Origin of the sequence: Streptomyces sp. NPDC049585, assembly GCF_040675615.1 — a bacterium.
Lineage (GTDB): Bacteria > Actinomycetota > Actinomycetes > Streptomycetales > Streptomycetaceae > Streptomyces > Streptomyces luteosporeus.
In genome coordinates this window covers 151,751-178,475 of record NZ_JBFAPE010000005.1, presented here as the reverse complement: position 1 = coordinate 178,475, position 26,725 = coordinate 151,751, and the positions used below count along the sequence as shown (strand labels likewise).

The 26,725-nt window shown below is 74.1% G+C and carries 22 protein-coding genes; 14 read left to right on the top strand and 8 right to left on the bottom strand.

The features are described 5' to 3' along the window. The first annotated feature begins 3 nt into the window (after positions 1-3). Both AB0K17_RS08335 and AB0K17_RS08330 read left to right on the top strand, forming a co-directional pair. Complete coding sequence (locus AB0K17_RS08335; protein ID WP_365964785.1) at positions 4-3,552, top strand: right-handed parallel beta-helix repeat-containing protein; 3,549 nt, start codon at positions 4-6, stop codon at positions 3,550-3,552. Then, positions 3,549-8,396, top strand: coding sequence for a CHAT domain-containing protein (locus AB0K17_RS08330; RefSeq protein WP_365964784.1), 4,848 nt, complete (start codon positions 3,549-3,551; stop codon positions 8,394-8,396). Before AB0K17_RS08335 ends, AB0K17_RS08330 begins: the two co-directional genes overlap by 4 nt. Before the next feature lie 58 nt (positions 8,397-8,454). Here the strand turns inward: AB0K17_RS08330 and AB0K17_RS08325 are convergent, their stop codons facing one another. The 4 genes from AB0K17_RS08325 to AB0K17_RS08310 all read right to left on the bottom strand — a co-directional run bounded on the left by AB0K17_RS08325 (position 8,455) and on the right by AB0K17_RS08310 (position 10,761). Continuing rightward, the gene (locus AB0K17_RS08325; protein ID WP_365964783.1) at positions 8,455-8,664 is read right to left on the bottom strand and encodes a hypothetical protein; all 210 of its coding nucleotides are present in this window, start codon (positions 8,662-8,664) and stop codon (positions 8,455-8,457) included. Then, positions 8,648-9,295, bottom strand: coding sequence for a DUF6338 family protein (locus AB0K17_RS08320; protein ID WP_365964782.1), 648 nt, complete (start codon positions 9,293-9,295; stop codon positions 8,648-8,650). The genes AB0K17_RS08325 and AB0K17_RS08320 overlap by 17 nt, the downstream gene beginning before the upstream one ends. Positions 9,296-9,394: 99 nt before the next feature. Continuing rightward, entirely contained in the window at positions 9,395-10,444 is a 1,050-nt protein-coding gene (locus tag AB0K17_RS08315) for an AI-2E family transporter (RefSeq protein WP_365964781.1), read from the bottom strand. 158 nt (positions 10,445-10,602) lie between these two features. Continuing rightward, on the bottom strand, positions 10,603-10,761 hold the full coding sequence (locus AB0K17_RS08310) for a hypothetical protein (RefSeq protein WP_365964780.1): 159 nt from the start codon (positions 10,759-10,761) through the stop codon (positions 10,603-10,605). Here AB0K17_RS08310 and AB0K17_RS08305 point away from each other — a divergent pair. The 3 genes from AB0K17_RS08305 to AB0K17_RS08295 all read left to right on the top strand — a co-directional run bounded on the left by AB0K17_RS08305 (position 10,718) and on the right by AB0K17_RS08295 (position 13,208). Then, a complete protein-coding gene (locus AB0K17_RS08305; RefSeq protein ID WP_365982530.1) occupies positions 10,718-12,133 on the top strand; it encodes an MFS transporter in 1,416 nt (471 codons plus the stop codon). The genes AB0K17_RS08310 and AB0K17_RS08305 overlap by 44 nt on opposite strands. Then, a complete protein-coding gene (locus AB0K17_RS08300) occupies positions 12,130-12,645 on the top strand; it encodes a MarR family transcriptional regulator (RefSeq protein ID WP_365982529.1) in 516 nt (171 codons plus the stop codon). Before AB0K17_RS08305 ends, AB0K17_RS08300 begins: the two co-directional genes overlap by 4 nt. A gap of 74 nt (positions 12,646-12,719) precedes the next feature. Continuing rightward, a complete protein-coding gene (locus AB0K17_RS08295; protein WP_365964777.1) occupies positions 12,720-13,208 on the top strand; it encodes a glutathione peroxidase in 489 nt (162 codons plus the stop codon). A gap of 52 nt (positions 13,209-13,260) precedes the next feature. Here AB0K17_RS08295 and AB0K17_RS08290 read toward each other — a convergent pair whose 3' ends face one another. Then, positions 13,261-13,668, bottom strand: coding sequence for a hypothetical protein (locus AB0K17_RS08290; protein WP_365982528.1), 408 nt, complete (start codon positions 13,666-13,668; stop codon positions 13,261-13,263). Positions 13,669-13,966: 298 nt separating this feature from the next. On the opposite strand from AB0K17_RS08290, the gene AB0K17_RS08285 reads away from it, so the two are divergent. From AB0K17_RS08285 to AB0K17_RS08255, 7 genes are all read left to right on the top strand, one after another. Then, positions 13,967-14,167: an SCO3870 family protein gene (locus AB0K17_RS08285; protein WP_365964775.1), complete on the top strand. Its 201-nt coding sequence runs from the start codon at positions 13,967-13,969 to the stop codon at positions 14,165-14,167. A gap of 168 nt (positions 14,168-14,335) precedes the next feature. After that, positions 14,336-16,552, top strand: coding sequence for a hypothetical protein (locus AB0K17_RS08280; RefSeq protein WP_365982527.1), 2,217 nt, complete (start codon positions 14,336-14,338; stop codon positions 16,550-16,552). Positions 16,553-16,641: 89 nt separating this feature from the next. Continuing rightward, positions 16,642-17,088, top strand: a complete 447-nt coding sequence (locus tag AB0K17_RS08275; RefSeq protein ID WP_365982526.1) for a hypothetical protein — start codon at positions 16,642-16,644, stop codon at positions 17,086-17,088. Beyond that, entirely contained in the window at positions 17,085-18,569 is a 1,485-nt protein-coding gene (locus AB0K17_RS08270) for a PrsW family glutamic-type intramembrane protease (RefSeq protein WP_365982525.1), read from the top strand. Before AB0K17_RS08275 ends, AB0K17_RS08270 begins: the two co-directional genes overlap by 4 nt. Next, positions 18,566-18,904, top strand: a complete 339-nt coding sequence (locus AB0K17_RS08265; protein ID WP_365982524.1) for a hypothetical protein — start codon at positions 18,566-18,568, stop codon at positions 18,902-18,904. The genes AB0K17_RS08270 and AB0K17_RS08265 overlap by 4 nt, the downstream gene beginning before the upstream one ends. A 200-nt stretch (positions 18,905-19,104) precedes the next feature. Then, positions 19,105-20,388 carry a cytochrome P450 gene (locus AB0K17_RS08260; RefSeq protein WP_365982523.1) on the top strand — a complete coding sequence of 428 codons (1,284 nt, stop codon included), beginning with the start codon at positions 19,105-19,107 and terminating at the stop codon, positions 20,386-20,388. A gap of 29 nt (positions 20,389-20,417) precedes the next feature. After that, positions 20,418-21,317: an NAD(P)-binding domain-containing protein gene (locus tag AB0K17_RS08255; protein WP_365982522.1), complete on the top strand. Its 900-nt coding sequence runs from the start codon at positions 20,418-20,420 to the stop codon at positions 21,315-21,317. On the opposite strand, the gene AB0K17_RS08250 is transcribed toward AB0K17_RS08255, so the two are convergent. After that, positions 21,314-21,667, bottom strand: a complete 354-nt coding sequence (locus AB0K17_RS08250; RefSeq protein WP_365964768.1) for a beta/gamma crystallin domain-containing protein — start codon at positions 21,665-21,667, stop codon at positions 21,314-21,316. The genes AB0K17_RS08255 and AB0K17_RS08250 overlap by 4 nt on opposite strands. A 282-nt stretch (positions 21,668-21,949) precedes the next feature. On the opposite strand from AB0K17_RS08250, the gene AB0K17_RS08245 reads away from it, so the two are divergent. Then, entirely contained in the window at positions 21,950-22,543 is a 594-nt protein-coding gene (locus AB0K17_RS08245) for a hypothetical protein (protein ID WP_365982521.1), read from the top strand. Here the strand turns inward: AB0K17_RS08245 and AB0K17_RS08240 are convergent. Beyond that, positions 22,533-24,221 (bottom strand): pentapeptide repeat-containing protein, encoded by a 1,689-nt coding sequence (locus AB0K17_RS08240; RefSeq protein ID WP_365982520.1) that lies wholly within the window; start codon positions 24,219-24,221, stop codon positions 22,533-22,535. The two genes, AB0K17_RS08245 and AB0K17_RS08240, sit on opposite strands and share 11 nt — an antisense overlap. Before the next feature lie 224 nt (positions 24,222-24,445). Here AB0K17_RS08240 and AB0K17_RS08235 point away from each other — a divergent pair, with 224 nt between their 5' ends. Next, a complete protein-coding gene (locus AB0K17_RS08235; RefSeq protein ID WP_365982519.1) occupies positions 24,446-24,973 on the top strand; it encodes a gluconokinase in 528 nt (175 codons plus the stop codon). 14 nt (positions 24,974-24,987) lie between these two features. On the opposite strand, the gene AB0K17_RS08230 is transcribed toward AB0K17_RS08235, so the two are convergent. Then, positions 24,988-26,637 (bottom strand): alkaline phosphatase D family protein, encoded by a 1,650-nt coding sequence (locus AB0K17_RS08230; protein ID WP_365982518.1) that lies wholly within the window; start codon positions 26,635-26,637, stop codon positions 24,988-24,990. Between the last annotated feature and the right edge of the window lie 88 nt (positions 26,638-26,725).

The following is a 26,725-nucleotide window of genomic DNA, read 5'->3' as shown; positions in this document are numbered from 1 at the left end:
GTGATGGCGCGGACGGTGGGGGCCACGGTCGGCGAGGGGCCCGGCCAGGTACGGATCGGGCGCTCGCGTGCTCACCGAGCGGTTCCGGCGCTGTTCGCGGTGCCGTCGGCCGCTGCCCTGGCGGCGAGTTGCCGGCTCCTCGCCGTCACCGCCGACCACGGCCCCGCCCCGTGGCGGGCCTGCGCCACGGCGGCCGTGGCCGTGTGGGCGGTGGTCCTCGCGTGGCTGCTGTGGGAGGTGTGCGCCCCCGCGGCCCTGACGGTGGCCGCCGACGGCCTCGCACTGCGCGGCGGCCTGCGGCGCGTACACCTGACCTGGGGCGACATCGAGTGCGCGTTCCTGGCGCCCCTGCCGCGCATCACGCCGAACGCGTCCACATCGGCCTTCCAGGGGCTGCTCGTGCTCCGCCCGTACCACGGCTGCCCGCCGGGGGTCACGGACCGGGGCCGGCTGCGGTGGTCGGCGGCCTGGCAGGCCGTCGTGTTCGACCTGCGGCCTTTGGACGCACAGCACACGCGCCTGCACCAGATCGTCGCCCCCCGCGTGCAGGAGCGCTGGCACGGCGCCGCCGATCTGCCCACCGACCGTACGGGCGCGGTGAGCGTGCCGGGCGAGCTGCTGCCGGTGCACGCCCGCGCCGTGCTGCTCCTGCGGGCACCGCTCGCGCTGGCCGGCGTCCTGGGCCTGGGGGCCGCCTCGACCGGCCACGGGTTCGGCTTCTGGCCGGTGGCCGCCACCATGGGCGCCTGGGCGGTGGTGTGCTTCCTCGGCGGCTCCCGGCTCGCCGGACGACTGGCCCGGGAATGCCGCCTGCGCATCGACGCCCAGGGCCTGCGCATGGCCGTCGCCGGCGCCGAACGGCTCCTGCCGCGCGCCGCCGTGCACACCGCCGAGGTCACCACGGCACCGGCCGGCAGCACCGTCGTCGTCCGCCTCGCACCCGGTGCCCTACCGCCCGCCGCGTTGCCCCGCCACCGCTTCGCCCACCGCGAGGCGCAGCGGACCGCCGAGCTGTTTCCGCTGCTCTCGCGGCGCCACGGGCACCGGCACGGTCTCGCCGCCTTCCCCGAACAGCTCTCCCACGCGCTCGCATGCCTCGGATACGACGAGCCGCCCGCGCAGCCGGTGCCGGCCGAGCCGCTCGCGGTGGGGGAGCCGGTGACGCTGCGCGTGGCCCCCGGGCCCGGATCCGCCCATCCCACCATCGCCTCGGCCCTGCGGGCGGCGCCCACAGGACGGCCGTTACGCATACTGATCGGGCCCGGCCACTACGAGGAGGCCCTCGAGCTGTCCGGGACGGTCGAACTGCGCGCGGCCCAGGGGCAGGGCACGGTCGTCCTCGAGGCCGTGGCGGACGCGGTCGCCGACTGCACCGGCCACGTCACGCTCGACGCACTGCGGATCACCGGCCGCGGCCCGGCCGCCGTACGCGTCACCGGCCGGGGGCGCCTCACGGCGCGGCACTGCACGATCGAGGGGACGGGCGAGTACGCCGTCCAGGCACTGCGCGGCGCGGAGGTCGTGCTGGAGGAGTGCGAGGTGCGGGCGGGCCGCACGGAGCTGGCCGGGGCGCAGGGCACCCTGCGCGGCAGCCGCTTCCTCGCCGCCAAGGGCGAAGCGGTCCTCGTCACCGGCGGCGCCGACGCCCGTATCACCGGCTGCACCGTCGAGGACGCCCGCGGCCACGGCATCCAGATCTCCGGCGCGACGGCCCGCATCGAGGACTGCGAGCTGCGCGGCACCGGCCGGGCGTCCCTCGCCGTGGGCGACCACGCCCAGGCCGACATCGTGGGCTGCCGGGTGCACGAGGCGCACCGTACGGGCGTCTCCTACTACGACCACGCGCGCGGCACCCTGCGCGACACCACCGTCCACGGGGCCCAGGACGGCCTGTACATCGCCCGGGGCGCCGACCCCGCCGTCCACGGATGCCGGTTCGAGGACTGCCGCCGCACCGGGATCAGCGTGGAGGAACAGGGGCTCGGGCGCCTGGAGGACTGCACCGTGCGCACCGCGGGCGAGACCGGCATCGCCGTGCTCAGCGGTGGCGCTCCCCGGATCCACGGCTGCCGGGTCGCCGACGGCCGCAACGGAGTGGTGGTGCGCGAGGCCCGCGGCACCTTCACCGGTCTCCAGGTCCACGGCCAGACCGCCAACGCCGTGCTCGTGCGCGACGAAGCCTCCGTACAGCTGCGCGATGTGCGCCTGGAGTCGTGCGAGAGCGGTCTGTTCGCCAGGGGCGAGGGCGTCACCGTCGAGCTCGCCGACGCGACCGTCACCGACATGGCCAGCTCCGGCGTCGCCCTGCAGGACAGCGCGCGGGCGACCGTGGAGCGGGCCACGCTGCAGCGAACGTCCCTGTTCGGCTTCAACTGCCGCGGCGACAGCCACCTGACGGCCCGCCAGTGCACGGTCGACGAGCCCGGTGAGGCGGGCGTCCTTGCCGTCGGGTCCGCCACCGTCGTCGCCGACCTGCTGACGGTCACCCGCTCCCGCGACTGCGGCGTCCTGGCCCGCGACAACAGCCGACTGGACATCACGCGCGCCCGGCTGTGCGACGGCGCCGGCGACGGCATCCGCCTGGACCCCTCGGTGTTCGGGCGGTTCGCGGACTGCGAGGTCACCGGGTGCGCGGGCGAGGCCGTCGCGGGCAACGACCGGGTGGTGATGGACGACGTCCGCACCGGGGCCACGGCCGAGGACGCCCGGCAACCGGAGGCCGGTCCGCTCGCCGAACTGCAGGGCATGATCGGGCTGGCGGCGGCCAAGCGGCAGGTCGCCGTGCAGACCGATCTGATCCGGCTCGCCCGCTGGCGCGCCGACGCAGGCCTGCCGGACCCGCCCATGTCGCACCACCTGGTCTTCTCCGGCCCGCCCGGCACCGGCAAGACCACCGTCGCCCGGCTCTACGGGCAGATCCTCGCCGCCCTGGGAGCGCTGAAGAAGGGCCACCTCGTCGAGGTCGCGCGCGGTGACCTGGTGGGGGAGTACCTCGGGCACACCGCGCAGAAGACCCAGAGGGTCTTCGCCCGCGCCCGCGGAGGCGTGCTGTTCATCGACGAGGCCTACAGCCTGGCCCGCAGGTTCGGCGCCGGCACGGACCTGGGGCAGGAGGCCATCGACGTCCTGACCAAGCTGATGGAGGACCACCGCGACGAGGTCGTGGTGATCGCGGCGGGCTACACCGAGGAGATGCACACCTTCCTGGAGTCGAACCCGGGCCTGCGCTCGCGCTTCTCGCGCGTGCTGGAGTTCGGCGCCTACGAGCCCGCCGAACTGACCGAGATCGTCAGCCGGCAGGCCGGCAAACACGCCTTCCGCCTGGCACCCGACGTCGGCCCCCTGCTCACCGAGCGCTTCGAGCGCCGGCGCCTGCGCGGCGACGCCGCCAACGCCCGGGACGCGCGCACCCTCCTGGAGGCCATGGTCGAGCGCCAGGCCGCCCGCCTCGCCGGCCGGACGGCGCCCACCCGGGAGGAGCTCGTCCTGCTGCTGGCCAAGGACATCCCCGACGCCACGGGGACGTCCTACGGCGAAGGGACGATCCGGTGACCGCGGACGAGGCGGCGGAGCGCATCCTGCAGCAGGCACAGCGGGCCGAGGCCGACCCCGGCGCCCTGCCCTGGTTCCTCGGCCCGGAGGCCGCCGCCGCTGCCGCCGCCGTCCGCGCCGAAATCCTGCTGCCCGACGGCAGCTTCGACGCGAAAGGCTTTCACGCACTCGCCTTCGGCGAGTGGTTCCGCTACCTCGCCAGCGGCGGCACCGACCGGGCAGCCCTCGGCGCAGCCGTGCTCGCCTTCACCGACCTGACGGGCCACGGCCTCGTCCTGCCCCCCGTCCTGCAGACGCTCTGCGCCACGGTCACCGGCCTCCCCGAAGGAGCCGGCACCGAACCCGCCCACGCCTACGAGGCGGGCATCGGAGCCCTGGCGCTGTACCAGCAGGGCCACCACCCCGCCGCCCTGGCCGCCGCCGAGCGGCTGCTGCGGCACGCCCTCGCCGGCTTCCCGGCCGGCAGCGTGGAAGCAGGAACCTGCCTGTCCGACCTCGCCCTGGTGTTCCTCTACCGCCACGCGGCCGGTGCCGGACACCGGGCCCTCACAGAAGGGACCGAGCTCGCCCGCGCCGCGCTGGCGGCCGCCCCCGGCGACCGCGACGAACAGGCCCGCCGACACGGCAACCTGGGCTACGCCCTCAAACTCGGCGCCGAGGCGACCGGGGAGGCCGGCGCCCTGCACGAGAGCGCCGGCGAACTGCGGCAGGCCGTGCGGCTGAGCACACCGCAGGACCCCCACCGACCGGTGCACCTCGCCTCGCTCGGCGCGGTGCTCCGGCACACCGCCGCCGAGTGCGACGACCCCGCACTGCTGACCGAGGCCGTCGCCCTGCTGCGCGAAGCAGTCGCCGAAGCGGATCCGGCCCTGCCGCAGCGCGCGGCGCACCTGGCCGACCTGGGCATCGCACTGATCATGCAGGCCATGCAGGACGGCGACCGCGCGGAGCTCTACGACGAAGGCATCGCGACCTGCCGCCGGGCCGCCGAGAGCGCACCCAACGCGGTCGAACGCACCGGCTACCTCACCCAGCTCGCCCTCGCCCTCAAGGGCCGGGCCGTGCGCGCCGACGCCACCCGCCTCCTGGACGACGCACTCGCCGCCGGCCGCGACGCCGTCGAGGGCGCGCCCCCGGGACACCCGGTGCTCGCCCAGGCGCGCTTCGTCCTCGCCGGCGTCCTGCGCTCCCGGAACGTGGCGGGCGGCGACATCGCCGACATGGACGAGGCCGTCGCCCTCGCCCGCCAGGCCCTGGCGGACACCCCGGCGGAGGACCTGCGCCGGCGCGTGATGCGCGGCACGCAGTTCGCCGACCTGGCCCGGCTGCGCGCGCACATGACCGAGGCCCCCGCCGACCTCGCCGAGCCGATCGCCCTGCTGCGCGACCTCGCCCGGCAGGTGCCCGAGCGCTCCGAGCAGCGGGCCGAGGTCCTGCTCGAGCTGGCCGGCTGCCTGCTGGCCTCCGGCCGCAGCACCGGCGCCGTCGCGGCAGCAGGCGAGAGCGTCCCGGTCGGTGCCGACACCGACGAGGCGATCGCGTGCTTCCGCGCCTGCCTCGCCCTGCCGTCCCCCGGCCGCGCCTTCGAGGCCCGGGCACGCTTCGCCCTCGGCCGGGCCCTCGCCGAGAGCGCCGGCCCGGACGACGAGGCCGCCTGGCAGGAGGGGGAGCAGCAGATGCGCCGGGGGCTCTCCCTGCTCCCGGCGGACGACCTCCGCCGCTCCGAGTACCTCTCGGACCTCGCCAGCGTCCACTTGCGGCGTGGTGGTCTCACGGGCCGGCACGACCTGTACGGGGAGGCGGTCCGCCTCATGCGCCGGGCACTGGCCGCCGCGCCGCGCACCAGCCCCTCCGAGCGGGCCGCGCGCCACTCCAACCTCGGCGCCGCCCTCGCCACGTCCGGCCGGTACGCCGGGGACGCCGGCCTGCTGGCCGAGGCCGTGGACGAACACCGCCGGGCCGTCGCCCTGACCCCGCCGGACGACCACTTCCGCGTCCACCGGCTGGGCAATCTGGGCGACGCCCTGCAGAGCCTCGCCGAGAACCGCTCGGATGCGGCCCTGATCCGGGAAGCCGTCGGGGTGCTGCAGGAGGCGGCGGACACGGCCGGGCCGGGCACGCCCGCCCGGGCCGCCGCCCTCGGCCGCCTCGGCAAGGCCCTGCGCTCCCTCACCCGCTTCACCGGCGACCCCGAGCCCCTGCGGCAGGCCCTCCACCGGCATCGCGAGGAGATCGCCGCGCATCCCGGACCGCCCCCGCCGGGCGCGCTGCTCGGCCTGGCCAACGCGCTGATGGACCACTACCGCCAGGTGCGGGACGAACACGTGCGCGACGAAGCCCTGGAGCACTACCGCGCCGCCCTGGCCGCCACCTCCGCCTCGTCCGGCGAGCGGTTCGTCGTCCTCACCAGCTGGGGGCACGCCGAGTGGGACCGCGCCGCCGACACCGGCGACGAGACGCTCATGGACGCGGCCGTCGACAAGCTCCGCGAGGCCACCGCCACCGTGCCGAGGGGACACCTGGGCCACGGCAACGTCCTGACGAACCTGGGCGTCGCCCTGATGCAACGCGCCGGGACCAGCGGCGACCGCACCTGGCAGGCGGAGGCGATCGCCGTGCTGCGCCGCGCCCTGCAGGAGAGCGCCCCCCGGGCCTTCGACCGGGCCGGGCTGCTGAGCAACCTCGCGGAGGCGCTGCGCGGTTGGTACGAGTTCACCGGCGACGAGGCCGCCGCCGACGAGGCCGAGGCGCTGCTGCGCGAGGCGGCGGCCCACCACGACGGCGACCGGCGCGCCCGGGAGCTGGCCGTGATCAACCTCGGCGTGCTGCTGCACAGCCGGGCCCTCGCCGATGGCGCCGACGCCACCCGCGCGACCGGCGAGGCCCGGCGGGTCCTGGAGGAAGCCGTGGCCTCGCTGGGCGAGGACCACCCCATGCGCCCCTTCGCGCTGGCCAACCTCGCGGGCGTGTGCCTGATCTCCGGACAGCTCGCCGCGGACAGCCGGGAGTCAACGACCCGGCAGATGCTGCACCGCGCGGTCACCGCCGCCCGGGAATGCCTCGCCCACGTCCCCGACGGCCACCCCGACCAGGCCCGTTGCCAATGGCTCCTCGCCGCGGCCCAGGTGCGCCGGGCCGTCGCCGGCGAACGGGTGGACCTGGCCGAGGCGGCCCGCCTGGCACGGCAGTCCGCGCACCATGCGGCCTCGCCCCTGCTGACCCGCCTGCAGGCCGCCCGCACCTGGGGCGAGGCCGCCGCCAAGGCCGGCCGCAGCGCCGACGCGCTCGACGGCTACGCCTACGCCGTCGGCCTGCTGCCCCGCCTCGCGCCGCGCAGCCTCGCCCGCGCCGACCAGGAGGAGCGGCTGCGCGCCAGCACCGGCCTGGCCGGCGACGCCGCGGCACTCGCCCTGCGGGCCGGCGATCCCGGCCGCGCCCTGGCCCTGCTGGAGCAGGGCAGGGGCGTGCTGCTCGCCCAGGGCCTGGACAACCGCGCCGACACCTCACGGCTGCGCGAGACCGCCCCCGGCCTCGCGGCGGAGTTCGAGCGCCTGCGCGAACAGCTGAGCACGCCGTCCGAGCGCCCCCCGGCGCTGATCACCCCGACCGGCGCCCCGGAGCTGCCCGACGCCGCACAGCACGCCGCGGGCCTGGCCGCCGAGGCCCGGCACGCCCTGGCCCGGCGCTGGGACGAACTCCTCGACCGCATCCGGCAGCTGCCCGGCTTCGAGGACTTCCTGCGCCCGCCCGCGCTGCCGCAGCTGCTGGCCGCCGCCACCGGCGGCCCGGTGGTCGTCGTCAACGTCAGCCAGTACGGCTCGCACGCCGTTCTCCTCACCGCCGGGTCGGGCATCGAGGTGCTCCCGCTGCCGGGGCTCACCCCCCAGGACGCCATGATGCTCACCGCCGCGTTCATCGGTGCCGTCGAGGACGCCTACGGCAAGGAGGGGCCGCAGCGCGCGGTGGCCGCGACGCACATGCTGACGGGGATCCTGCGCCGGCTGTGGGACACGGTGGCCGCACCCGTGCTCCACCGGCTCGGCCTGCGCACCGTACCGGCCGACGGCGAGCCCTGGCCCCGGCTGTGGTGGTGCCCCACGGGCTGGCTGTCCTTCCTGCCGCTGCACGCGGCCGGGCACGGCGCGCCCGGCTCCGGCACCTGGGTCCTGGACCGCGCCGTCTCCTCGTACACGCCCACGCTGCGCGCCCTGGCCCGGGCGCGCGGCCGCGCCGGCGGCGGGGGCCGGACGCGCCCGGCCCCGCTGGTCGTCGCCCTCGCCGAGACCCCCGGCGCGGCGCCGCTGCCGGGTGCCTCCCGCGAAGCGCAGCTGCTGGGCGCGCTGTTCCCCGAAGCCCGCCTGCTGGAAGGCCCGGCCGCCACGGTGCGGGCGGTGGGCCGGGCGCTGCCCGCCCACCCGTGGGTCCACTTCAGCTGTCACGGCATCAGCGAGCTGCTGAGCCCGTCGGAGAGCGGCCTGATCCTGCACGACGGCAGGCTCACCGTGGCCGCCGCGGCCGCCCAGCGGCCGCGGAGCCCCGAGCTGGCCGTGCTGTCGGCGTGCTCCACCTCCCGGGGCGGCATCGACCTGGCCGACGAAGCGGTGCAGCTGGCCTCCGCCTTCCAACTGGCCGGCTACCGGCACGTGATCGGCACCCTGTGGCCCGTCTCCGACGCCCTGTCGACCCGGCTGACCGGCGAGTTCTACACCGCCCTCGCCGAGGACGCCGCCGCGGGCCGTGCCCTGGACGCAGCCCTCGCCCTGCACCATCCGGTGCGGCGCCTGCGGGACCGCTACCCGCGGGCGCCGCACCTGTGGGCGGCACACATCCACACCGGCGCCTGACACCGACGCGCGTCCGTCAGCACGCGTCCGTCAGCACGCGTCCGTCAGCGCGTGTCCCTCAGCGCGCGTCCGTCTCCCCGTCGCCCGGGTCCTGCCCGGCACCCGCGCCGGAGGCCGTGGTCTGCGCCGTGGTCGTGCCCGAGGGCGCCTGCGGCACGGCACCGGGTTCCGCCACGCCGTCCGTGGGCCGGTAGGTCCTGGTGTCGGAGAACTCCGCAAGGAGCTCCTCCAACGCGCTGTCCTCGTCGCGCTCATGTCGTTCCGTCATCACGTTCGCCTTCCCTCGCTTCCGCAACCGGCGGGTGCAGAAGTTCCAGCACGTCCACGTCGGCCGCCCGTACGTACACCCCCGCCGTCCCCGGCACCCGTTCCAGGAAGCGGCCGTCCGGCCCCATCCGGTACTGCGCCTGCAGGTACAGGTCGCCCTGCTGCGGGTAGGCCGAGACCGCCGACCGTGAGCCGAGCCAGCCGCCCACCCACAGCCCGTTCTTGAGCCGCACGCGCACGAAGCACGAGCCGCGGTCGTGGAAGAGGGCGTCCCAGGCGGTCGGCGTGGGTTCGTAGCGGGCCCGCGCCCGGCGCCGGCGCCAGGCGGCCTCGGCCCAGGCGGCGGCGGACGGCACGGCGACGACCAGCACCAACGCGGCCAGTCCCGCCCGGCGCGGGTGGCGCAGCGCCCCGGCCAGCGGCCCGTCGCCGTTCCCCGACAACAGCTCCACCAGCCAGGGACCGGCGGCCACCGCGTACAGGGCGTCGAGCAGGGCGCCGGCGGCGAGGGCGCGCAGCAGCCGGTTCTGCGGCTCCTGCTCGGAGGCGATGGTGCCGCGCAGCCGCTCCCGTACGGCCTGGTGGAAGACGCCGGGCAGGACCAGGACCAGCAGGATGGCCAGTTGCGCCACCGTTCCCGGAACCATCGAGCCCCCGCCCCGTGTTCGGCCCCGCCGGCCGCACCCCTGGCCCCAGCATGACGCAGGCCCGCCGTCCGCGCGACGGCCTTCTCACAACGCGTCGATGCGGGGGAACGCGGCCTCCTCCAGCACGATGCCGATGCCGGCCGCCACGGGCAGGGCGATGAGCGCGCCCACCACGCCCAGCAGGGCGCCGCCGATCACGACCGCGACGACCGTGACGAGCGGGGGCAGGGCCAGGGCGTAGCTCATCGCCTTCGGCATGATCAGGTAGTCCTCGGCCAGCCGGAAACCGATGTAGAAGCCGGCCGTGCCGAGCGCGACGGGGAAGGACACCGACAGCGCCACCAGGCTGACCACCACGCCCCCGACGGTGGAGCCGACCACCGGCACCATGTCCAGCAGCGCGACCAGGACGCCGAGCGCCGCCGCGTACGGCACGTCCAGCACGATGCACCACAGGAAGGTGGCCAGGCCCGCGATGGCGGAGGTGACGACGTTTCCGAGCATGTAGCGCCCCACCCGCCACAGGATTTCCTCCGTCAGACCGACCACGGTGGCCCTCCGGGTCTGTGGCACGAAGCGGTAGGCGAAGCGCTTCAACTGCGCCATGCCCGCCATGAAGTAGACGGTCAGGACGACGACCAGCACCGTCCCGGTCAGCGCGCTCAGCACGACGTGCCCGGCGCCGAGCAGCCCACCGAGGACCGCCGCGCCGCCGCCGAGCTGTTCGCGCGTCCTGGTGATCAGGTGGTAGCGGTCCTCCAGGCGGCCGAGGGTGGAGTGGTGGTCGTGGAGCTCCTGCAGCCACTTGGGCACGGCGTCGACGAGGGCGGCGACCTCGCGGGAGACCGGGGGGATGACCAGGGCGAGGAAGCCCGCGACCACGGCCAGCAGGCCCAGGACGACCACGGCCACCGCCCGGCCCCGGCCGAGCCGGCGGCCGGCCAGCCACGCCACCACCGGCTCCAGGCTGATCGCCACGAACAGGGCGAGCAGCAGGAGGGTGAGCAGGCCGCTGATGTGCAGGACGGTCTGCAGCGCGGTGGAGGCGAGGGTGAGGCCCAGACCGACGCCGAAGCCGGCGCTGAACCACGACGCGGTGGGGCGTACGCGGATGCCGGGCTCTGCGTGCGGCACCCGCGGGCCGTCCCCGGGCCCGGGGTCGCCGTACGCCCCGCCGCCCGGCTCGCCACCGCCCGCGCCACCGTGTCCTGCTGTCAGCGTCCGCCACCTCTCCAGCGTCCGGGTCCGGTGCACCGATACCCCCGCCGCGGCGACACGCCCCGGTGCGACGGTCAAGACCACCTGCAGGGACGAACGTTTGGTTGTACGATTGAAATCGTTACAGAAATACAACTACCCAGGGGCGTACACCCGCCCGCTCCCCGCTCCCACCCCGGAGGGGTTCTCGTGCCCGAGCTTTCGCGCCGCCGCCGGTTGCTGGTGCTGGCCATCTGCTGCATCAGCCTGCTGATGGTCAGCCTCGACAACACCATCCTCAACGTCGCGCTGCCGTCCATGCAGCGGGAACTGCACGCCTCCGTCTCCGGCCTGCAGTGGACCATCGACGCCTACACCCTGGTCCTGGCCTCGCTGCTGATGCTCGCCGGCTCCACCGCCGACCGGTTCGGCCGGCGGCGCGTCTTCAAGACCGGTCTCGTCCTGTTCACCGCCGGCTCCGTGCTGTGCAGCCTCGCACCCGGCCTGGGCTGGCTGGTCGCCTTCCGCATGGTGCAGGCCGTCGGCGGCTCCATGCTCAACCCGGTCGCCATGTCCATCATCACCAACACCTTCACCGACCCCCGCGAGCGCGCCCGCGCCATAGGCGTGTGGGGCGGCGTCGTCGGCATCAGCATGGCGGCCGGACCCGTCATCGGCGGCACGCTCGTCGAGACGACCGGCTGGCGCGCCATCTTCTGGATCAACCTCCCCGTCGGCCTCGCGGCCCTCGCCCTGACCGCCCGCTACGTACCCGAGTCCCGCGCCCCGCGGCCGCGCCGCCCCGACCCCGCCGGCCAGCTGCTGGTCATCGCCCTGCTCGGCAGCCTCACCTACGGCATCATCGAGGGCCCCGCCGCCGGCTGGACCTCCGCGCCCATCCTCGGCTGCTTCGCCCTCGCGGCCGGCGCGCTCGCCGCGCTCGTCCCGTACGAGCGGCGGCGTGCCGACGCCCTCATCGAGCCGCAGCTCTTCCGCAGCGCGCCCTTCAGCGGAGCCGTCGCCATCGCGGTGTGCGCCTTCGCCGCCCTCAGCGGTTTCCTCTTCCTCAACACCCTCTACCTGCAGAACCAGCGCGGCCTGCCCGCCCTCCAGGCCGGCCTGTACATGCTGCCCATGGCCGTGATGTGCCTGGTCTTCGCCCCGCTGTCCGGCCGCCTGGTGGGCGCCCGCGGCCCCCGCCTGCCGCTGGTCCTCGCCGGCATCGCGATGACCGCGAGCGGCGTGATGTTCGCAGCCCTCGACGCGGGCTCCTCCGACGCCCTGCTCCTGCCCGCCTTCGTCGTCTTCGGCATCGGCTTCGGGCTCGTCAACGCGCCCATCACCAACACCGCCGTCTCCGGCATGCCACGCGCCCGGGCCGGGGTCGCCGCCGCCGTCGCCTCGACCAGCCGGCAGGTCGGCGCCTCCCTCGGCGTCGCCGTCATCGGCGCGGCCGCCGCCACGGGCGCGCAGCGCACCGGCTGGTGGATCATCGCCGGGTGCGGGCTCGCCGTCCTCGTCGTCGGTACGATCACCACCGGCCGCTGGGCCGCCGGGACGGCCGAGCGCTCCGCGGCCCGCCTCGCATCATCCGAACGGAACAGGATCCCGGTGAACACGTCATGACGACCGTCCACGCGCACGAGGCGAACGACGCCCACGAGGCCGCTGCAGCCCACGAGGCCGAGGCCCAGCAGGCCTGGAGCAACCTGCGCGCGATCGTCCTGGGCGGCAACGAACGCCGCAAGGAGGTCGTCGACGCGCTCGGCATGAGCTTCTTCCGCATCAAGGCGCTGCGCCGCATCGCCAAGGGCCCCCTCACCCTGCGCCGGCTGGCCGAGGAACTGCTGACCGACCGGCCCTACACCACGCTCGTCGTCGACGACCTCGCCGGGCGCGGCCTCGTCGAACGCTCCCCGAACCCCGCCGACCGCCGCTCCAAGATCGTCTCCGTCACCCCGGCCGGCCGTGACGCGGCCCTGCACGCCGAACGGATCCTCGGCACGCCGCCCCCCGCCCTGCTCGGCCTCCCCCCGGAGGACCTGCGGACCCTCGCGCGCATCACCGCCCGGCTGGCCGCCGGCCCGGTCGGCGGGAACCGCCCGGAAGAGGACCACCCGGAACCGGACGCCGGCTGACCCCGCGGCGTCCGCTGCGGGGCCCGAGGGCACACTGGGGCGCACGAGAACCCTGCGATCACCAAGGAGCGAAGATGTCCTTCCACGACGTCGAGATCGGCGCCCTCACCGGCGGCCCCGCCGACCTGTCCCAGTACCGCGGCAAGGCCGTCCTGGTCGTCAACGTCGCCTCCCGCTGCGGGCTGACCCCCCAGTACGCGGCGCTGGAGAAACTGCACGCGCACTACGCCCCGCGCGGCTTCACCGTCCTCGGTGTGCCGTGCAACCAGTTCATGGGCCAGGAGCCCGGCACCGCCGAGGAGATCGCCGCCTTCTGCTCGGCGACGTACGGCGTCACCTTCCCCTTGACGGAGAAGACCGACGTCAACGGCGAGCACCGGCACCCCCTGTACGCGGGGCTCGTCGGCACCGCCGACGCCGAGGGCCACACCGGCGACATCCGCTGGAACTTCGAGAAGTTCCTCATCGCCCCCGACGGCACGGTCACCGCCCGCTTCAGCCCCCGCACCGAGCCCGACGCCCCCGAGGTCACCGCCGCCATCGAGGCGGTCCTGCCCTCCTGACCCCGCGCCGGCCGGGGGCGCGGTGCGCGCCCCCGGCCGAAGCGGATGCGTCCTACCAGCTGCCGCCCCACACGGCCCGCGTGCCGGCCGGGCAGGTCAGCCGGAAGTCCCACTGCCCGGAGAAGACCTGCGGGAACAGGTGGCGGCCGTCCGTGCAGTCCACGTACACGTGGTACGAGGTGCCGTTGCACGTCATGAAGAAGTTGCGGCCCCCGTCCGTGCGGCCGTTCCAGCACGTCGCGGCCAGCTCGCGCTCGGTGGAGCTCGATGCGCGCTGAACCGCGGTGTTCGGCGAGATGGGCGATACCGCGGCGGTGTCGGTCTTGCTCTGCCCGTCCGTGCTGGTCGCCTGGGCTTCGGCGGTGTCGGGCGCCGGGGCGGCACTGGCCGGTCCGGCAAGGCCGGCGAACGCCGTCAGGGCGATCGCAGCGGCAGCTGCGGCGTTCCTCAGGAACGTCACGTTTCCTCCGAGTGATGGATGTCGGGATACGGACGGGGTGTTTCCCGTCCTTTCGGCGCCATCCTGGACGATTTCGGACTTCCCATGGGGTTGGCGACACTCCGGGGGAGCGCGGGAAGAAACGTCCCCAACAGGACGTGCGGGACGGTGACATGACGATGCGCTCCCGCGAACGAGTGGTCAGCGCAGGCACGTTGCCCATCCACGTGGGTGTACGGCCCGGCCCGTGCGGGACCGTTGGCGGGTGCACGTAAGGTCGGTGGGGACCACGTCGTCCCACCCTCGGGAGGAAAACGCAATGAAGAAGCTCTTCTTCGTCGCCATGACCACCGCGCTCGCCGTCCTCGGAACCGCCCTGGTCGTCCTGGCGTTCCAGCTGCGGTCACAGGGCTACGAGCAGTACGTCGAGCAAGTGACCTTCCTGGCGGGCACGGTGTACTTCACCGCGGGCATGACCGTGGTGACCTGGTTCCGCGCCCGCCGGACGCCCCTGAGCTGAGGCCCGGCCCCCGGTTGCCCCCGGCCACCCGGCCGGGGGCAACCGTGCGCTCCACGCCAACAAGTGTGCGCCGGGCGCCAACGACGCCAGGGCGGTGACTCCGACACCATCTGTGCCGCACGACCACCGGTGATCACACCGGTGCCCGCCGGCAGGGGGAGGAGCGAGATGGTGTCGACCCGTGGGCGCGCCCGGGCGAGGGCCCTGGGGGCGCTCGTCCTGGTGCTGGGGGTGCTGCTCGGCGCGGCACAGCCCGGCATGGCCGCCGGTTCCGGAGCGTCCTGGCCGGCGGCGCGGGCCGGGGATCCGCGAGGGGACAAGATCGAGGACTGGCTCCACAGCGCCGTCGGCCGACTCTCGTACCAGGAGCGGAAACGACTCGGTGTCGAGCGCGACGCCAACCGGAACCTCGCCATGGGCTTCGTGGACATCACCGGGTTGTCGGGCCTGAAACTCGAACCGCACCAAGCCGTGCTCGTGCCGGACGAGCTCAAGAAGAGCAACCCCGCGCTCTACGACGAGCTGGGCCTCAAGGACCGTCCGCATATCAAGAAGTTCGTCGTCGCCACCGCCGCCAACCGCCAGTCGAGCACGACCACCGGAGCCCACTCCGAAATCGTCGTGCTCACCAGCGAGTTGACCTACATGGGGGTCACGGACGAGTCGAAGGTCTTCGTCATGTACTCGGACCGCTCGCCCTGCGAGGACAGGCCGAATTACTGCGCCTTCACGATTCCCCGCAGCACCGACGTGTTGTACGCGGTGAAGTACAACAGCCGGGCGAAGGCGGCGCTGGAGAAGCTTCTCACCTCCGCCGCAGCTGCCGAAAGCGACGCCAAGAGATCGCCCGAAGACGTCAAACGCAGCCAGGAGAAGGCCGAGGCCGCCCGCAAGAAGGCAGCCGAGAAGAAGGCCCGGGAGAAGGAACGGAGCATGAACCTGTTCCAGAGCCCGAAGAAGACGCAGAAGGAGAAGGAGAAAGCGGCGAGCCAAGGGCCGGAGATCTGCAAGAACCAGGCCCTTGCCGCAGGCCCCGTAGCGGTCGCCGGCACTCTCCCCGCGCGGCGGACCGCGCTGCTGGCCGCGCCCTGCGGCGAGCAGGAGGACGACGGCGCCCGTCCGGGCGGTCTGGCGCAGGCCCTGACCGAGGACCCGGGTGGCATCGACTTCTCCTCGCTCCAGCTGAGGTACCTTTCCGACCCCGGGGACGGCAGCGGACTGCAGTACTCCTTCCGGGCCCCGGACACCACGGGCGGCGACCAGAACCCCCGTACCGGCGAGAGCGCCGCCGTGCAGACCTCCGACGCCTTCTTCGTCTGGCTCGCCCTCAACCCCTCCGCGTTCTGGGTGAACCTCAACCCCAACGAGCCCCACCGCATCGTGGACGCCAAGCTGGGGCGCACGGACGCCGGCCGCATCATGCTCGAAGCCGATCTGCAGATGAAGAAGAGCGTCGGGAAGCTCCTTCACCCCGACACGGAACTCGGCCGTAAGTTCTGGGACAGCATCTCCGGCTCCTGCATGTCGCAGCGCGTGTGGATCCTTCCCGCTCCCGCCACCGTGCGGCAGGACGGGGACAAGCTGTACATCATCGACGCGCCCCTCGACGTCCGCATGGAGACGCAGTACCTCGCCCAGAAGGGGCGGGCCGCCGCGGTGTCCTGCGCGCAGCAGGACAAGGCGGCCGAGAAGCACAACGAGGAGCTGTTCCGCAGCCTGATCCTGCCCAAGCTGAAAGAGGCGATCAACACCGGGCCCGAGTACGCCGACGTGCGGCGCGTCTATCTCGCGCGGGTCGCCGCCGAGTGGTACCGGGATCTCAGCCGCACCAAGCACACCACCTACGGCGACCTCATCGGCAAGGGGGACATCGACAACTGGCGGACGAAGACGGACTGGAAACCCACCGACACCTTCGAGAAGTTCGTCGACTCCTACACCAAGGGCGAGTTCAAGGTCACCCACAACACCACCAGCGGTGACACCACCTACGTCCACACCTACACCTACGGCGGCGTCGACCTCACGCGGATCCCGTTCACGAAGGTCTCGGACGACCGTTTCCGCAAGGAACACGCGTCCCTGTCCAAGGACATCGACAAGTCGCTGACGTCGCCCGCCGCGGGCGCGGGGGACCGGGCCGTCTGGCTCGGCGCGCCCACACCGCTGCAGGCGTCCGGGGGCGTTCCCGACGAGGGACCGTCGGCCCGGCAGATGGCGCTGCGCCTGCTGCCCGCCCTGCTGGTGCCCATCGCCGCCCTGCTGTGGTGGCGCCGCCGTCGCCTGAGCACCTCGGCCACCGCCAGCCCCTTGCGCCGAGCAGCCGCACCGCACCGCCAGAACCAGCAGAAGCATCAGGACCAGCAGAACCAGCAGAACAAGTAGGACCAGCAGAACCAGCAGAACAAGTAGGACCAGCAGGACCAGCAGGACCAGCAGAGCCACCAGAACCGACACGACTTCCGGAGCCCGTCATGACCTCCCCCGCACAGCCGCCCGGCAGCGGCGCACCGCTGCCGCCGCCTCCCCCGGAACCGGGGGAGGCCCCGCCGCGGCCCCGGCCCTACGTGCGGCTGATGACCGCGACCGGCGGGCTCGGTGTGATTGCTGCGCTGATCGCCACGGTCGTCGGCCTCACGACCGATCCGGCCTTCCCGCTGCCGAAGACGATGCCGACCATGCCTTCGCTGCCGGGCATGCCCAGCGGCTACCCCACGGGCCTGCCGACGGACATGCCGACCGACGTGCCCACCGAGCTCCCGACCGCCTTTCCGACGGACCTGCCGACCAGCTGGCCGACCAACCTCCCCACGAGCTTCCCCACGCACTTCCCCACGGCCTGGCCCACGCTTCCGTCGTCCCGGCCGATGCCGTCGCTTCCGCCCCTGCCGCCGGTGCCCCGGCCCGGAGCCACGCCATGACGACCGCCCACGAACCGCTCGGACCGCCCCCGCCCCTCCCCCCGGGACCGCCCCCGCTGCCGCGGACCCCGCGGCGCGCGATGCCCGCCGCGATCGGTGTGGTGCTCGTGCTGCCGGCGGCCTTCGTCGTCGGTCAGGTCCTCTTCTGGACGGCGCCCGAGATCACCTCGCCCCTGCCGTGGATGCGGGTGTTCCTGCTGCCGGAACCGGACGCCTTCAAGCTGACGCGGACGCTCCTGTACGCCGGCTGGGCCCTCGCCGCCCTCCTCGGCGCACTGCTCCTGGCCGGTCGCCGCACGGCTCCCGCCCGGGTCGTCCGTGCCCTGCAGGCCGGCATCCTGGCCGCCCTGCTGCTGCCGTTCGCCGTCATGTCGCTGGACGTCCTGCGCCGTGCCCCGCTCACGCTGCTGCTGTGCCTGCCCACCACGGGCGCCGCCCTGCTGTGCGTGCACCGGATGCAGCTCTTCCGCCGGATGCCGGGCCGGCTGCTGCTGTCCGGCTTCGCGTGGGGCATGGTCTTCGGCGCCGGCTTCGGCACCGTCATGATCACCTGGTTCACCCGGTACGCGCCGGGCTACCTGCTCGACTGGCAGCACCCCCGGGACGCGATCCGCACGCTCTACACGCTCTTCGCCCTCAACGCGGGGATCGTCGCGGAGCTCGGCAAGGCCGCCGGTGTCGCCGTGCTCTTCCTCCTCTTCCGGCGGCACATCGACGGGGTGGTCTCCGGCGTCGTCCTCGGCGCCGCCGTGGGCCTCGGCTTCAACCTCACCGAGACCGTCGGCTTCATGAGCACGATCGAACACGGCCAGCAGTCCGCGCAGTTCTGGATACGGCAGGTGGTCGCTCTGATGGCGGCCCACGTGGCGTTCACCGCGGTCGCCGGCGCCGGGTTCGGCGCCGCACGCCGGCTGCCCGAGCTGCGCGACCGGCTGCTGGTCGTGGGCGGCGGCGTACTGGCCGCCGCCGGCGGGCACTTCGCCACCGACTCGGTGATGCCGCAGCTCGGCAAGGTGCGGGAGGAACTGTTCGACCACGACCAGACGCTCGGCCTGCTCCTGGGCATGCCGCTCATCACGGCCGTCACGTCCGGGCCGTTCGTCGTCCTGTACGTGCTCGTCCTGCGGCGCGGACTGAAGGCCCAGGCCGCCGGCCTGGCCGAGGCCCTGCGGGCGGAAGTCGCCTCGGGCGCCGGCGCGGTCACCGCACCGGAGGCGGACCTGCTGCTCGCCCCGCGCCGCCGCCTCCTGCTGGAGCTGCGGGTCTGGCGCCGCGACGGCACCGCCGGCCTGCGCCACCTGCTGCGCCTGCACCAGGCGCAGCTCGACCTGGCCACCCAGCGCTGGCACCGCACCGGCCCCGGCGCGGACTCCTGCATCCCCGACGAGGGGCCCCTGCGCGAGCGCGTGCTGGCGCTCAAGCACCTCCCGGCGGCCCCCGCCGGCCCCGCTCTCCCCACGGCACAGGAGGCGCTGTCATGACACCTTCCCGATGGGCCCGGACGTCCGCGCTGGCCGTCGCCACCGCCCTGCTGGTCCTCGGCGCGCCGGCGTCCGCCTCGGCGCAGTGCGCGGACCCCAACTACCGCGGCACGCGCACCTTTCCGGGCGGCAGCTGCCCCACGACGGTGGCGCAGACGGCGTCGGCGGGCGTGTGGGCCGTCCTCGTCCTGGCCGCCGCCCTCGGGCTCGCCCACCTGCTGAGCCGCTCCCGCTCCACGACGGATGCCGATCTGGCGATGCTCGACGCCGTCTTCAGCCCCTCCGAGGAGCCCGGAGCCCCCGGGCAGCAGGCGCCGGTCAGCCGCCCCGAGTAGGCCGTCCGGCGCGGGTCCCGTCCACACCTGACGTACGCCTCGCGGTCGTTCCCGGCGGCCGCGGGTCGTGCGGTGGTGTGATTGTCGGCCTGACGGCTTTCTTCCGCACAGGTCCCGATGAGAGCCTCGATGGGCAATCGAGCGCTTTTGCGGTGACTTGGGGGACGCGAAGGCGCCGACGGGGGAAAGCGAGTCGTACGGTGTCCGAGCCGACCGGTGCCACCACCGAGCCACGCACGGACGGGCAGGGGTGCCCCCTGCTGTCGTCCGCATCCATCGCCGCGACCTTCCTCGCGCACGGGTCGCCGCAGCTGTATCCCGTGCTGAAGGGCATGCGCGACAGCGCGCCGGTGTTCTTCAGCGAGGACCTGGGACTGTGGATCGTCACGCGGTACGCGGACGTGTCCACCGCCTTGAAGGACGCCCGGCGCTTCCCGGCGTCCACACGCTCCGTCATCATGGCCAGTTACCCGCCCGACGTCCGCGACGTGCTGCGGCGGACCGCCACGTTCACGGCGGCCAACATGGGCTTCGACGGGCCGCCGGACCACGACCGGCTGCGCAGGCCCGTCGCCCAGTACTTCTCCGTCCGCGGGGCGCAGCGACTCGAGCCGCGCATACGGCGCACGGTGCGCCGCGTCGTCGCCGGCCTGCCGGACCGGCCGCCCACCGACCTGGCCCGGGACTTCGCCCGCCCCGTCGCCGAGCACGTCGTCGCCGAGCTCACCGGTCTGCCCGCCGAGGACCACGACCTCGTCGTCCGCCACCACCGGGCGGTCGACGCGTTCTTCTTCGGCCGCCCGCCCGCCGAGCTCCAGCTGTCCTACGCACACGACGTGCTCGAGTGGGAGGAGTACCTGGCCGGCATCGTCGCCCGGCGCCGCGCCCGGCCCCGGGACGACCTGATCAGCCTGCTCACCCGCAAGACGGCCGAGGGCCACGCGCGCTACTCCGACCCGGAGCTGATCAGCCTCCTCAGCTTCGACGTGGTCACCGCCGGCTTCCGGCCGACCGGCTTCGCCCTCGTGGCACTGCTGCATGCGCTGCTGGCCGAGCCCGGGCGCTGGGACGGGCTGCGGGCGGACTTCGCCTCCTTCGACGCCGTCTTCCACGAGATCCTGCGGCACTCCGGACCCGCCCTCGGCGTCTTCCGCACGACGGCCGAGGACACCGAGCTGGGCGGTGTGCGCCTCCCCGCCGGCGCGTCCCTGTGGCTGATGACGGCCTCCGCCAACCGCGACGAGCGCCGCTTCGCCGAGCCGGACGTCCACGACCCCGGCCGCGCCCACCTGACGAGCAGTCTGCACTTCTCCCAGGGCCTGCACCGCTGCCTGGGCGCCAACCTGGCGCGCACGGTGGCGCGGGAGGCCCTCGCGGCCCTCCTGCGGCACCGCCCGGGCCTGCGGCTGGTCCCCGGCCAGAGGTGGGAGTACGAGCCGAGCATCAACGTCGTCGCGCCGACCCGCCTGCTCGCCACCTGGTGACCGACCGCCATCCGCACGGGGGAGAGACCATGACCACGCACACGAGCGTCCTGGGTCTGGGCCGCACCGGAGAGGCCGTGGCCCGCGGCCTGCTGGCCGCGGGCCACCGCGTGACCGTCTGGAACCGCACACCCGCCAAGGCCGCCGCCCTCGTCCGCGACGGCGCGGCGCAGGCGGCGACGGCCGGCGAGGCCGTCCGGGCGGGCGACCCGGTGGTGGTGTGCCTGTCCGGGTACGAGGTCGTGAATGCCGTCCTCGAACCGGTGACCGGCGACCTCGCCGGCCGTACCCTGCTCAACCTCACCCCCGGATCGCCCCGGCAGGCACCGGCGACGGCCCGGTGGGCGCACGGACGCGGGGCCCGCTACCTCGACGGCGTCGCCCTGCCGGACCCGACCGGCACCGGCCCCGGCCTGCTGGTGTGCGCCGGGCCCCGGGACGCCTTCGAGGCGCACGAGGCGGTGCTGGCCGCCATCGGCCGCCCCTGTCACGTCGGCGAGGACCCCGCCCTGCCCTCCGTCTACGACTGCGCCCTGCTGGCGCTGACGTGGGCCACGCTGGCGGGCTGGCTGCACGGGGTGGCCCTGACCGGAGCCGAGGGCCCCGGGGGCGACGTCACGGCGAGCGCGTACACGGAGGTCGCCGAGCAGTGGCTCGCCACCGTCCGCGCCTGCCTGGCCGGTTACGCCCGGCAGATCGACACCGGCAGCCACCCGGGCGGGGCCTGGCCCCTGCACCGCAGCATCGAACCCCTGGACATCCTCGTCCACGCCGGCGAACTGCGGGGCGTGCGCCCCGCGCTGCCGGAACTGCTGCGCGACCTGACCCGCAACGCCGTCGCCGCCGGTCACGGCGACGACAGCTGCGCGAGCCTTCTCGCTTTCCTGCGCACCGGGCCTCGGAAGTCGGCCGAGATGCCGAAGGACTAGAGAATTTCTATGGAATTCACCTTCGGCGGACGGTTCGGGAAGGTGATGACGTGCCACCGCTCGATTTTCACGGAATCGCCGTTGGCGTCGTAGTAGATGAGGTCGTTGTTCCCCGTGGAGATCTTGTCGACCCACCACCCGCCGAAGTTGGTCCTGCCGCGGTTGGCGTAGCAGTCCACGCTCTGCCGTCCGCCGTTGTGCGACCAGATCTTCAGGAAGTCCTCCCCGCCCCGGCATTCGACGTGGTCGATGGCGTAGGCGTTGCCGGTCGGCATGGTCACGGTGAACGCGGCAGCCGTGGCCAATGCCACTGCCGCGGACCGCACGACTTTCTTCGTTTTCGAGATCACGAGTTCTCCTTTATTCGATGTCGAATCCGGAGCTCACTTTCGACGACAACGATCCAACGAGGTTGCTGTACCTAGCAACTGTTGAACGGTCTACGGCTGGAACGCGGTGCCTGGATGTCCGGATCGACCGCGACGAGGGGAGGGGGAACCGGCCAGGGCGGCGCGGATCCCCACGGGCGCAGTGCGCCGGGCGGGAGCCGAACGGCGTGATTCGGTGCGGACAGCAGCGGCCGGTGTGGGGCAACGTGAGGGCCGTCGTGTCCGGCGTTCTACGGAGGTTGCATGACCGCGCGATCCGTACTCCTGCGTGCCCTGACGGTTCTGCCGCTCGCCGCCGCCCTGGCCCTCGCCCCGGTGGCCGCCACCCCGGCCGGCGCGGCCGGCCACGGCCCCGCGGCCCACCGGCAGCTGTCCCTGCCCCAGCTCATCGAGCGGGCCACGGCCAAGGTCCGCTCCATGTACCCGCAAGCGGTGCTGATGGTGGCCGAGGGGGACGCGCCCGACGGGCCCACCCGGGACATGGCGAAGGTCTCCCACTGGAGGTTCGTCCTCAACAACAGCGACAACTCCTCCGCCGAGATCAGCGGCAACCTCGACGGCACGCTGGGCCCGGTGCTGCGGCACGGCTCCCGCTGGGTCGGCGTGCTCGCCATCGACGAGCCCCTGACCATGACCCCGGCCGCGGCCTACGAGCGGCTCGCGGCCGCGGGCCACGGGACCGCCTACCGCTACGTGTCCCTGGTCAAGCCGCTGGGCACGCCGCCGTGGCGGCTGCAGTACCACTTCTCCGGGCACCCGGGCGGCTGCGACGGCTACGCCGTCTTCGTCGCCTCCGGGGGCGTCGCGCCCATCTGCGGTCCGTCGCTCAGCGCTTGATCCTGCCCCGGACGGAGAGCACCGCCAGCCCGAGCAGGACGGGCTCGGTCATGCGGGAGGCGATGTCGATGTAGTTGCCGGTGACGGTGAGGTCCTGGCCGGGCGCGCGGAAGACCGCCGCGTTCAGGGCGACGGGCACCGACCGCGCCAGCCGGCGGGCCGTCAGCCGGTCGCGCAGGGGGCCCGTGGGGTCGGCCGGGGGAGCGGAGGTCAGGGTGAAGTTGCCCGGCACCCCGCCGCCCCGGGCCACGGCGGTGGGGGCCGTGCCGGGAAGCCCCCACAGGGCCGTGGTGAGGACGGTCGCGGTCATGGCCAGGACCAGCCACAGCAGGGTGCGCCGTAGGCGCAGCGCGTACCCGCTGACCGCCCAGTACGCCATCAGCAGGGCGCGGTCCTTCAGGGGCCGGGTCGCATCGCGGCGCCGCATCTCCATCTCGCCGTAGCGGAAGTCGGCCGCGTCGGGATGGTTCCTGCCGTCCTCCAGCGACTTGCGCAGGGCCAGGTAGAGCGGGGAGATGACGGCGGGGGGCTGCACGGCCACCCCGGCCGGCGCCGGGCTCCAGCCCCGCTCGCCCTGTTGCGCGCGCCAGTGGTGCTCCTCGGCCAGCACCTGGCGCCCGGAGCGGCGGCCGCGCGCGCGGGCGAAGGAGGGCCGGCCCTCCAGGCCGAGCCGGTCCAGATGCAGGGCACCGGTGAACAGGCAGCCCGACAGGTCCGTCCCGGTCAGGGCGAGGTGGGCGGCGTCGGCGCCGTGCATCGAGCGGATGCGCACGCCCGGGTCCGCCCCGCCCAGGACGGACTCGTCGCGGCGCCGGTCCTCCTTGCGGCGCTCTTCGTCCGGGGGCAGCAGCGGGACCGGATGCGCGCCGATGCTCAGCGGGCGCTCGGCGACGACGTCGGAGAGGTCGACGGTGGCGTAGCGCAGCCGCAGCGTGGCGGCAGAGGCCCAGTACGTCTTCGCCAGCACGAGCTCGCGCGCGGCGATCTCCAGGGCGACGGGGGCGAGGAAGCGGGCTGCGGTGAGGTCCACGCTCCCGGCGGCGACCAGGGGGCCGAGCGCGGGCGCCGCGTGGAAGACGGCGCCGGCGAAGACGGCCGGGCCGCCGAGGACCGCCGCGCCGAAGAGGGTGTCGCCCCGGAAGGCGGCCTCGCGGAAGCACGCCTCACCGGAGAACCAGGCGGCCCCGAAGTGGGCGCTCGCCGCGAACGCCGCCTCCGTGAACCCGGCGCTGCCGTGGAAGTCCGTACGGCTGAAACCGGCGTCCTTGGCGAACTGCGCGGAACCGAAGACGGCTCCGTCGGCGAAGACCGCGTCGGGGAACGAGGCGTCGGCGAGGAAGACCGCTCTGTGGAACGAGCAGCTGCCCCGGAACGTGGCGTGGGTGAAGTCGGCCAACCCCATGAACGTCGCCCCGGTGAAGCGGGCGCCGCCGCGGAAGACCGCGTGCGCGAAGCGTGCGTCGGCGGTGAAGCAGCACTCCTGGAAGTCCGCGTTCCCCAGGCGCGGGTGCCCGGTGCGCGGATCGGTCAGGCGGGCGAGGAGCCGCTCCAGCAGGGCCCCGGAGAACCGGGTGCCCTGGTGGTCCACCGCGGCCCCGGGGGCGAGGGAGGCCAGGTGGGCGGCAAGAGCGGCCTCGTCCAGGTGGGCCAGGCACCGTCCCTCGGCGGTGCCGGGCACGGCGCAACCGCGGCAGCCGACCGGGTCGCGCGGTCCGGCGCCGAGCCCGCAGTGCGGCCACGACGGAGGCACAAGAGAGGAGGTCATGTCGGGCCGGACGCCGGGCGCAGTACGGCGGTTGCGGTCGGTGCACGGGCCAACGGGAGCACACGAAAGTCGGTCGCAACCGATCGATTGCGCACCTTCACGAAGCGGAACGCACCCGGCGCCCTAGCGTCGTTTGCATGACACGGACACACAACGGCACCGGCGGCGAGGGCACACGTCTGCTCGTGGTCATGGGGGTCTCCGGGGCCGGCAAGACCACCGTGGGCCGGCTGCTCGCCGCGCGGCTCGGCCTGCCGTACGCCGACGCCGACGCCTTCCACCCGGTGGCGAACAAGGAGCGCCTGTCCAAGGGCATCCCGCTGGACGACGCCGCCCGCGCCCCGTGGCTCACGGCCATCGGCGCCTGGCTGGCGCAGCACGCGGACACCGGTGGGGTGGTGAGCTGTTCGGCCCTCAAACGCCGCTACCGCGACGGGTTGCTGCGCGACGCGCCGGGCGCCTTTTTCGTCCACCTCGACGGGTCGCGGGAGCTGATCCACGGGCGCCTGGCCCACCGCACCGGGCACTTCATGCCGGCGTGCATGCTGGGCTCCCAGCTCGCCGACCTCGAACCCCTGGAGCCGGACGAGCCCGGCATCGTGGTGTCCGTCGAGGGGTCGCCGGAGCAGGTCGTGGAGCTGATCCTCCAGCGGCTGCCCGGCTGAGGCCGGCCCGGACCTCAGTCCCGCTCGAAGCCGGGCCGGCCCGCCTCGGTGACGAAGCTCGCCGCGGTGCCGATGGGCGCACCGGGCCGGGTGACGTAGGGCAGGGTCCGGTAGTCGGCGCGGGCCTGCTCCTCCTCCAGCGTGACGACGACGTAGCCGCGGCGGTCGGCGAAGTACTTCATGTGCGGGTTGGCCGCCAGTACGGCGTCCCGGTTGGCGGGCCGCTCCACGCCGTCGAAGCCGCTGGAGAGCGACGTGCTCGCGATCTCCACGCCGGCCGTGGGCGACCGGGGATCGTCGAAGTCCTCCTTGATGTCCATGGCGTAGTGCACGTGGGCGTCGCCCGAGAGCACCATCAGGTTCTCCACGCCCGCGTGCCGGGCGCCCTTCAGCAGGCGGCGGCGGGAGGCCGGATAGCCGTCCCAGGCGTCCATGGACAACCGCGAGCGCCCGGCGGTGGTGCGGCGCCGCGAGAAGATCACCTGCTGCGGCACGACGTTCCACACCACCGAGGAGCGGTGGAAGCCGTCGATCAGCCACTGCTCCTGGGCGTCCCCGGTGATGCTGCGGGCGGGGTCCTCGGACTTCGGCCCCGGGTACTGCCAGCCGTCGCCGTAGGCCTGGTCGTCGCGGTACTGCCGGGTGTCGAGGATGTCGAACTGCGCCAGGCGCCCGTACGAGAAGCGGCGGTACAGTCGCATGTCCGGTCCGCTGGGCCGCTGCCGGCTGCGCAGCGGCATGTTCTCCCAGTACGCGCGGTAGGCGGCGGCGCGGCGCCGCAGGAAGGCGTCCACGGGGTCGTTGTGCTGGGAGACCTCGGCGGCGTAGTTGTTCTCCACCTCGTGGTCGTCCCAGGTGACGTACCACGGGTGCGCGGCGTGCGCGGCCTGCAGGTCGGGGTCGGCCTTGCCGAGGGCGTAGCGCATGCGGTAGTCGGTGAGCGTCTGGAGCGTGTGGTTGCAGGAGGCCGGCAGCTCCCGGTCGCGCGGGTAGCGCCGGGCGCCGGCCTTGGCGTTGATGGCGTTCTCGTAGATGTAGTCGCCGACGAAGAACACGGCGTCGAGGTCCTCGTCCGCGAGGTGCCGCAGCGCGGTGTAGTAGCCCTCGTCGTACTGCTGGCAGGAGGCCAGGCCCAGCCGCATCTCGCGCACCGGGTCGCCCTGCTCGGGCGTGGTGCGGGTGCGGCCGGTCGGGCTGATCCAGGAGCCGGTGCGGAAGCGGTACCAGTAGACGCGGTCCGGCTTCAGTCCGCGCACGTCGATGTGGACGCTGTAGCCGTCCTCGGCCTCGGCGAGGGTGCTGCCGCGCTGCTCGACGGTGCGGAAGTGCTCGTCGCGGGAGATCTCCCACTGCACGGTCGCCTCGCCCTCCTCCGGCAGGCCGGCCGAGGGCTCGTACGGGCGCGGTGCGAGCCGGGTCCACAGCACCACCGCGTTCGGCAGCGCGTCGCCCGAGGCGACGCCCAGGGTGAAGGGGTCGTCGCGCAGGTCGAGGGAGCGCGAGGGCGCCGCGTACGCCCGGGGGAGGCGGGGGGTCAGGGCGAGGACGGCGGCACCGGCGGTCAGGGTCAGGAACCGCCGTCTGAACGGGCCGGTGGCCGCGGGGGACGGCTGCTGCTGCGACGACTGCTGTGACGACTGCTGCGGGGGTGGCTGCTGCGGCATGCCGTGAGGCCTCCCGGAAGTGATGATCAGTCAGTACTAAAGGCTGATGCTAGGGAGGGGCCCGGCAGGTGATCCCGAGGGCGGCCAG

Excerpts from the sequence above, each read along its gene's own strand:
- AB0K17_RS08335 (WP_365964785.1), top strand. The coding sequence starts at position 4 with ATGGCGCGGACGGTGGGGGCCACGGTCGGCGAGGGGCCCGGCCAGGTA.
- AB0K17_RS08325 (WP_365964783.1), bottom strand. The coding sequence starts at position 8,664 with ATGACGGAACGACATGAGCGCGACGAGGACAGCGCGTTGGAGGAGCTC.
- AB0K17_RS08310 (WP_365964780.1), bottom strand. The coding sequence starts at position 10,761 with ATGGCCAGCACCAGCAACCGGCGGCGGCGCGAAAGCTCGGGCACGAGA.
- AB0K17_RS08300 (WP_365982529.1), top strand. The coding sequence starts at position 12,130 with ATGACGACCGTCCACGCGCACGAGGCGAACGACGCCCACGAGGCCGCT.
- AB0K17_RS08295 (WP_365964777.1), top strand. The coding sequence starts at position 12,720 with ATGTCCTTCCACGACGTCGAGATCGGCGCCCTCACCGGCGGCCCCGCC.
- AB0K17_RS08285 (WP_365964775.1), top strand. The coding sequence starts at position 13,967 with ATGAAGAAGCTCTTCTTCGTCGCCATGACCACCGCGCTCGCCGTCCTC.
- AB0K17_RS08280 (WP_365982527.1), top strand. The coding sequence starts at position 14,336 with ATGGTGTCGACCCGTGGGCGCGCCCGGGCGAGGGCCCTGGGGGCGCTC.
- AB0K17_RS08275 (WP_365982526.1), top strand. The coding sequence starts at position 16,642 with ATGACCTCCCCCGCACAGCCGCCCGGCAGCGGCGCACCGCTGCCGCCG.
- AB0K17_RS08270 (WP_365982525.1), top strand. The coding sequence starts at position 17,085 with ATGACGACCGCCCACGAACCGCTCGGACCGCCCCCGCCCCTCCCCCCG.
- AB0K17_RS08265 (WP_365982524.1), top strand. The coding sequence starts at position 18,566 with ATGACACCTTCCCGATGGGCCCGGACGTCCGCGCTGGCCGTCGCCACC.
- AB0K17_RS08255 (WP_365982522.1), top strand. The coding sequence starts at position 20,418 with ATGACCACGCACACGAGCGTCCTGGGTCTGGGCCGCACCGGAGAGGCC.
- AB0K17_RS08245 (WP_365982521.1), top strand. The coding sequence starts at position 21,950 with ATGACCGCGCGATCCGTACTCCTGCGTGCCCTGACGGTTCTGCCGCTC.
- AB0K17_RS08235 (WP_365982519.1), top strand. The coding sequence starts at position 24,446 with ATGACACGGACACACAACGGCACCGGCGGCGAGGGCACACGTCTGCTC.
- AB0K17_RS08230 (WP_365982518.1), bottom strand. The coding sequence starts at position 26,637 with ATGCCGCAGCAGCCACCCCCGCAGCAGTCGTCACAGCAGTCGTCGCAG.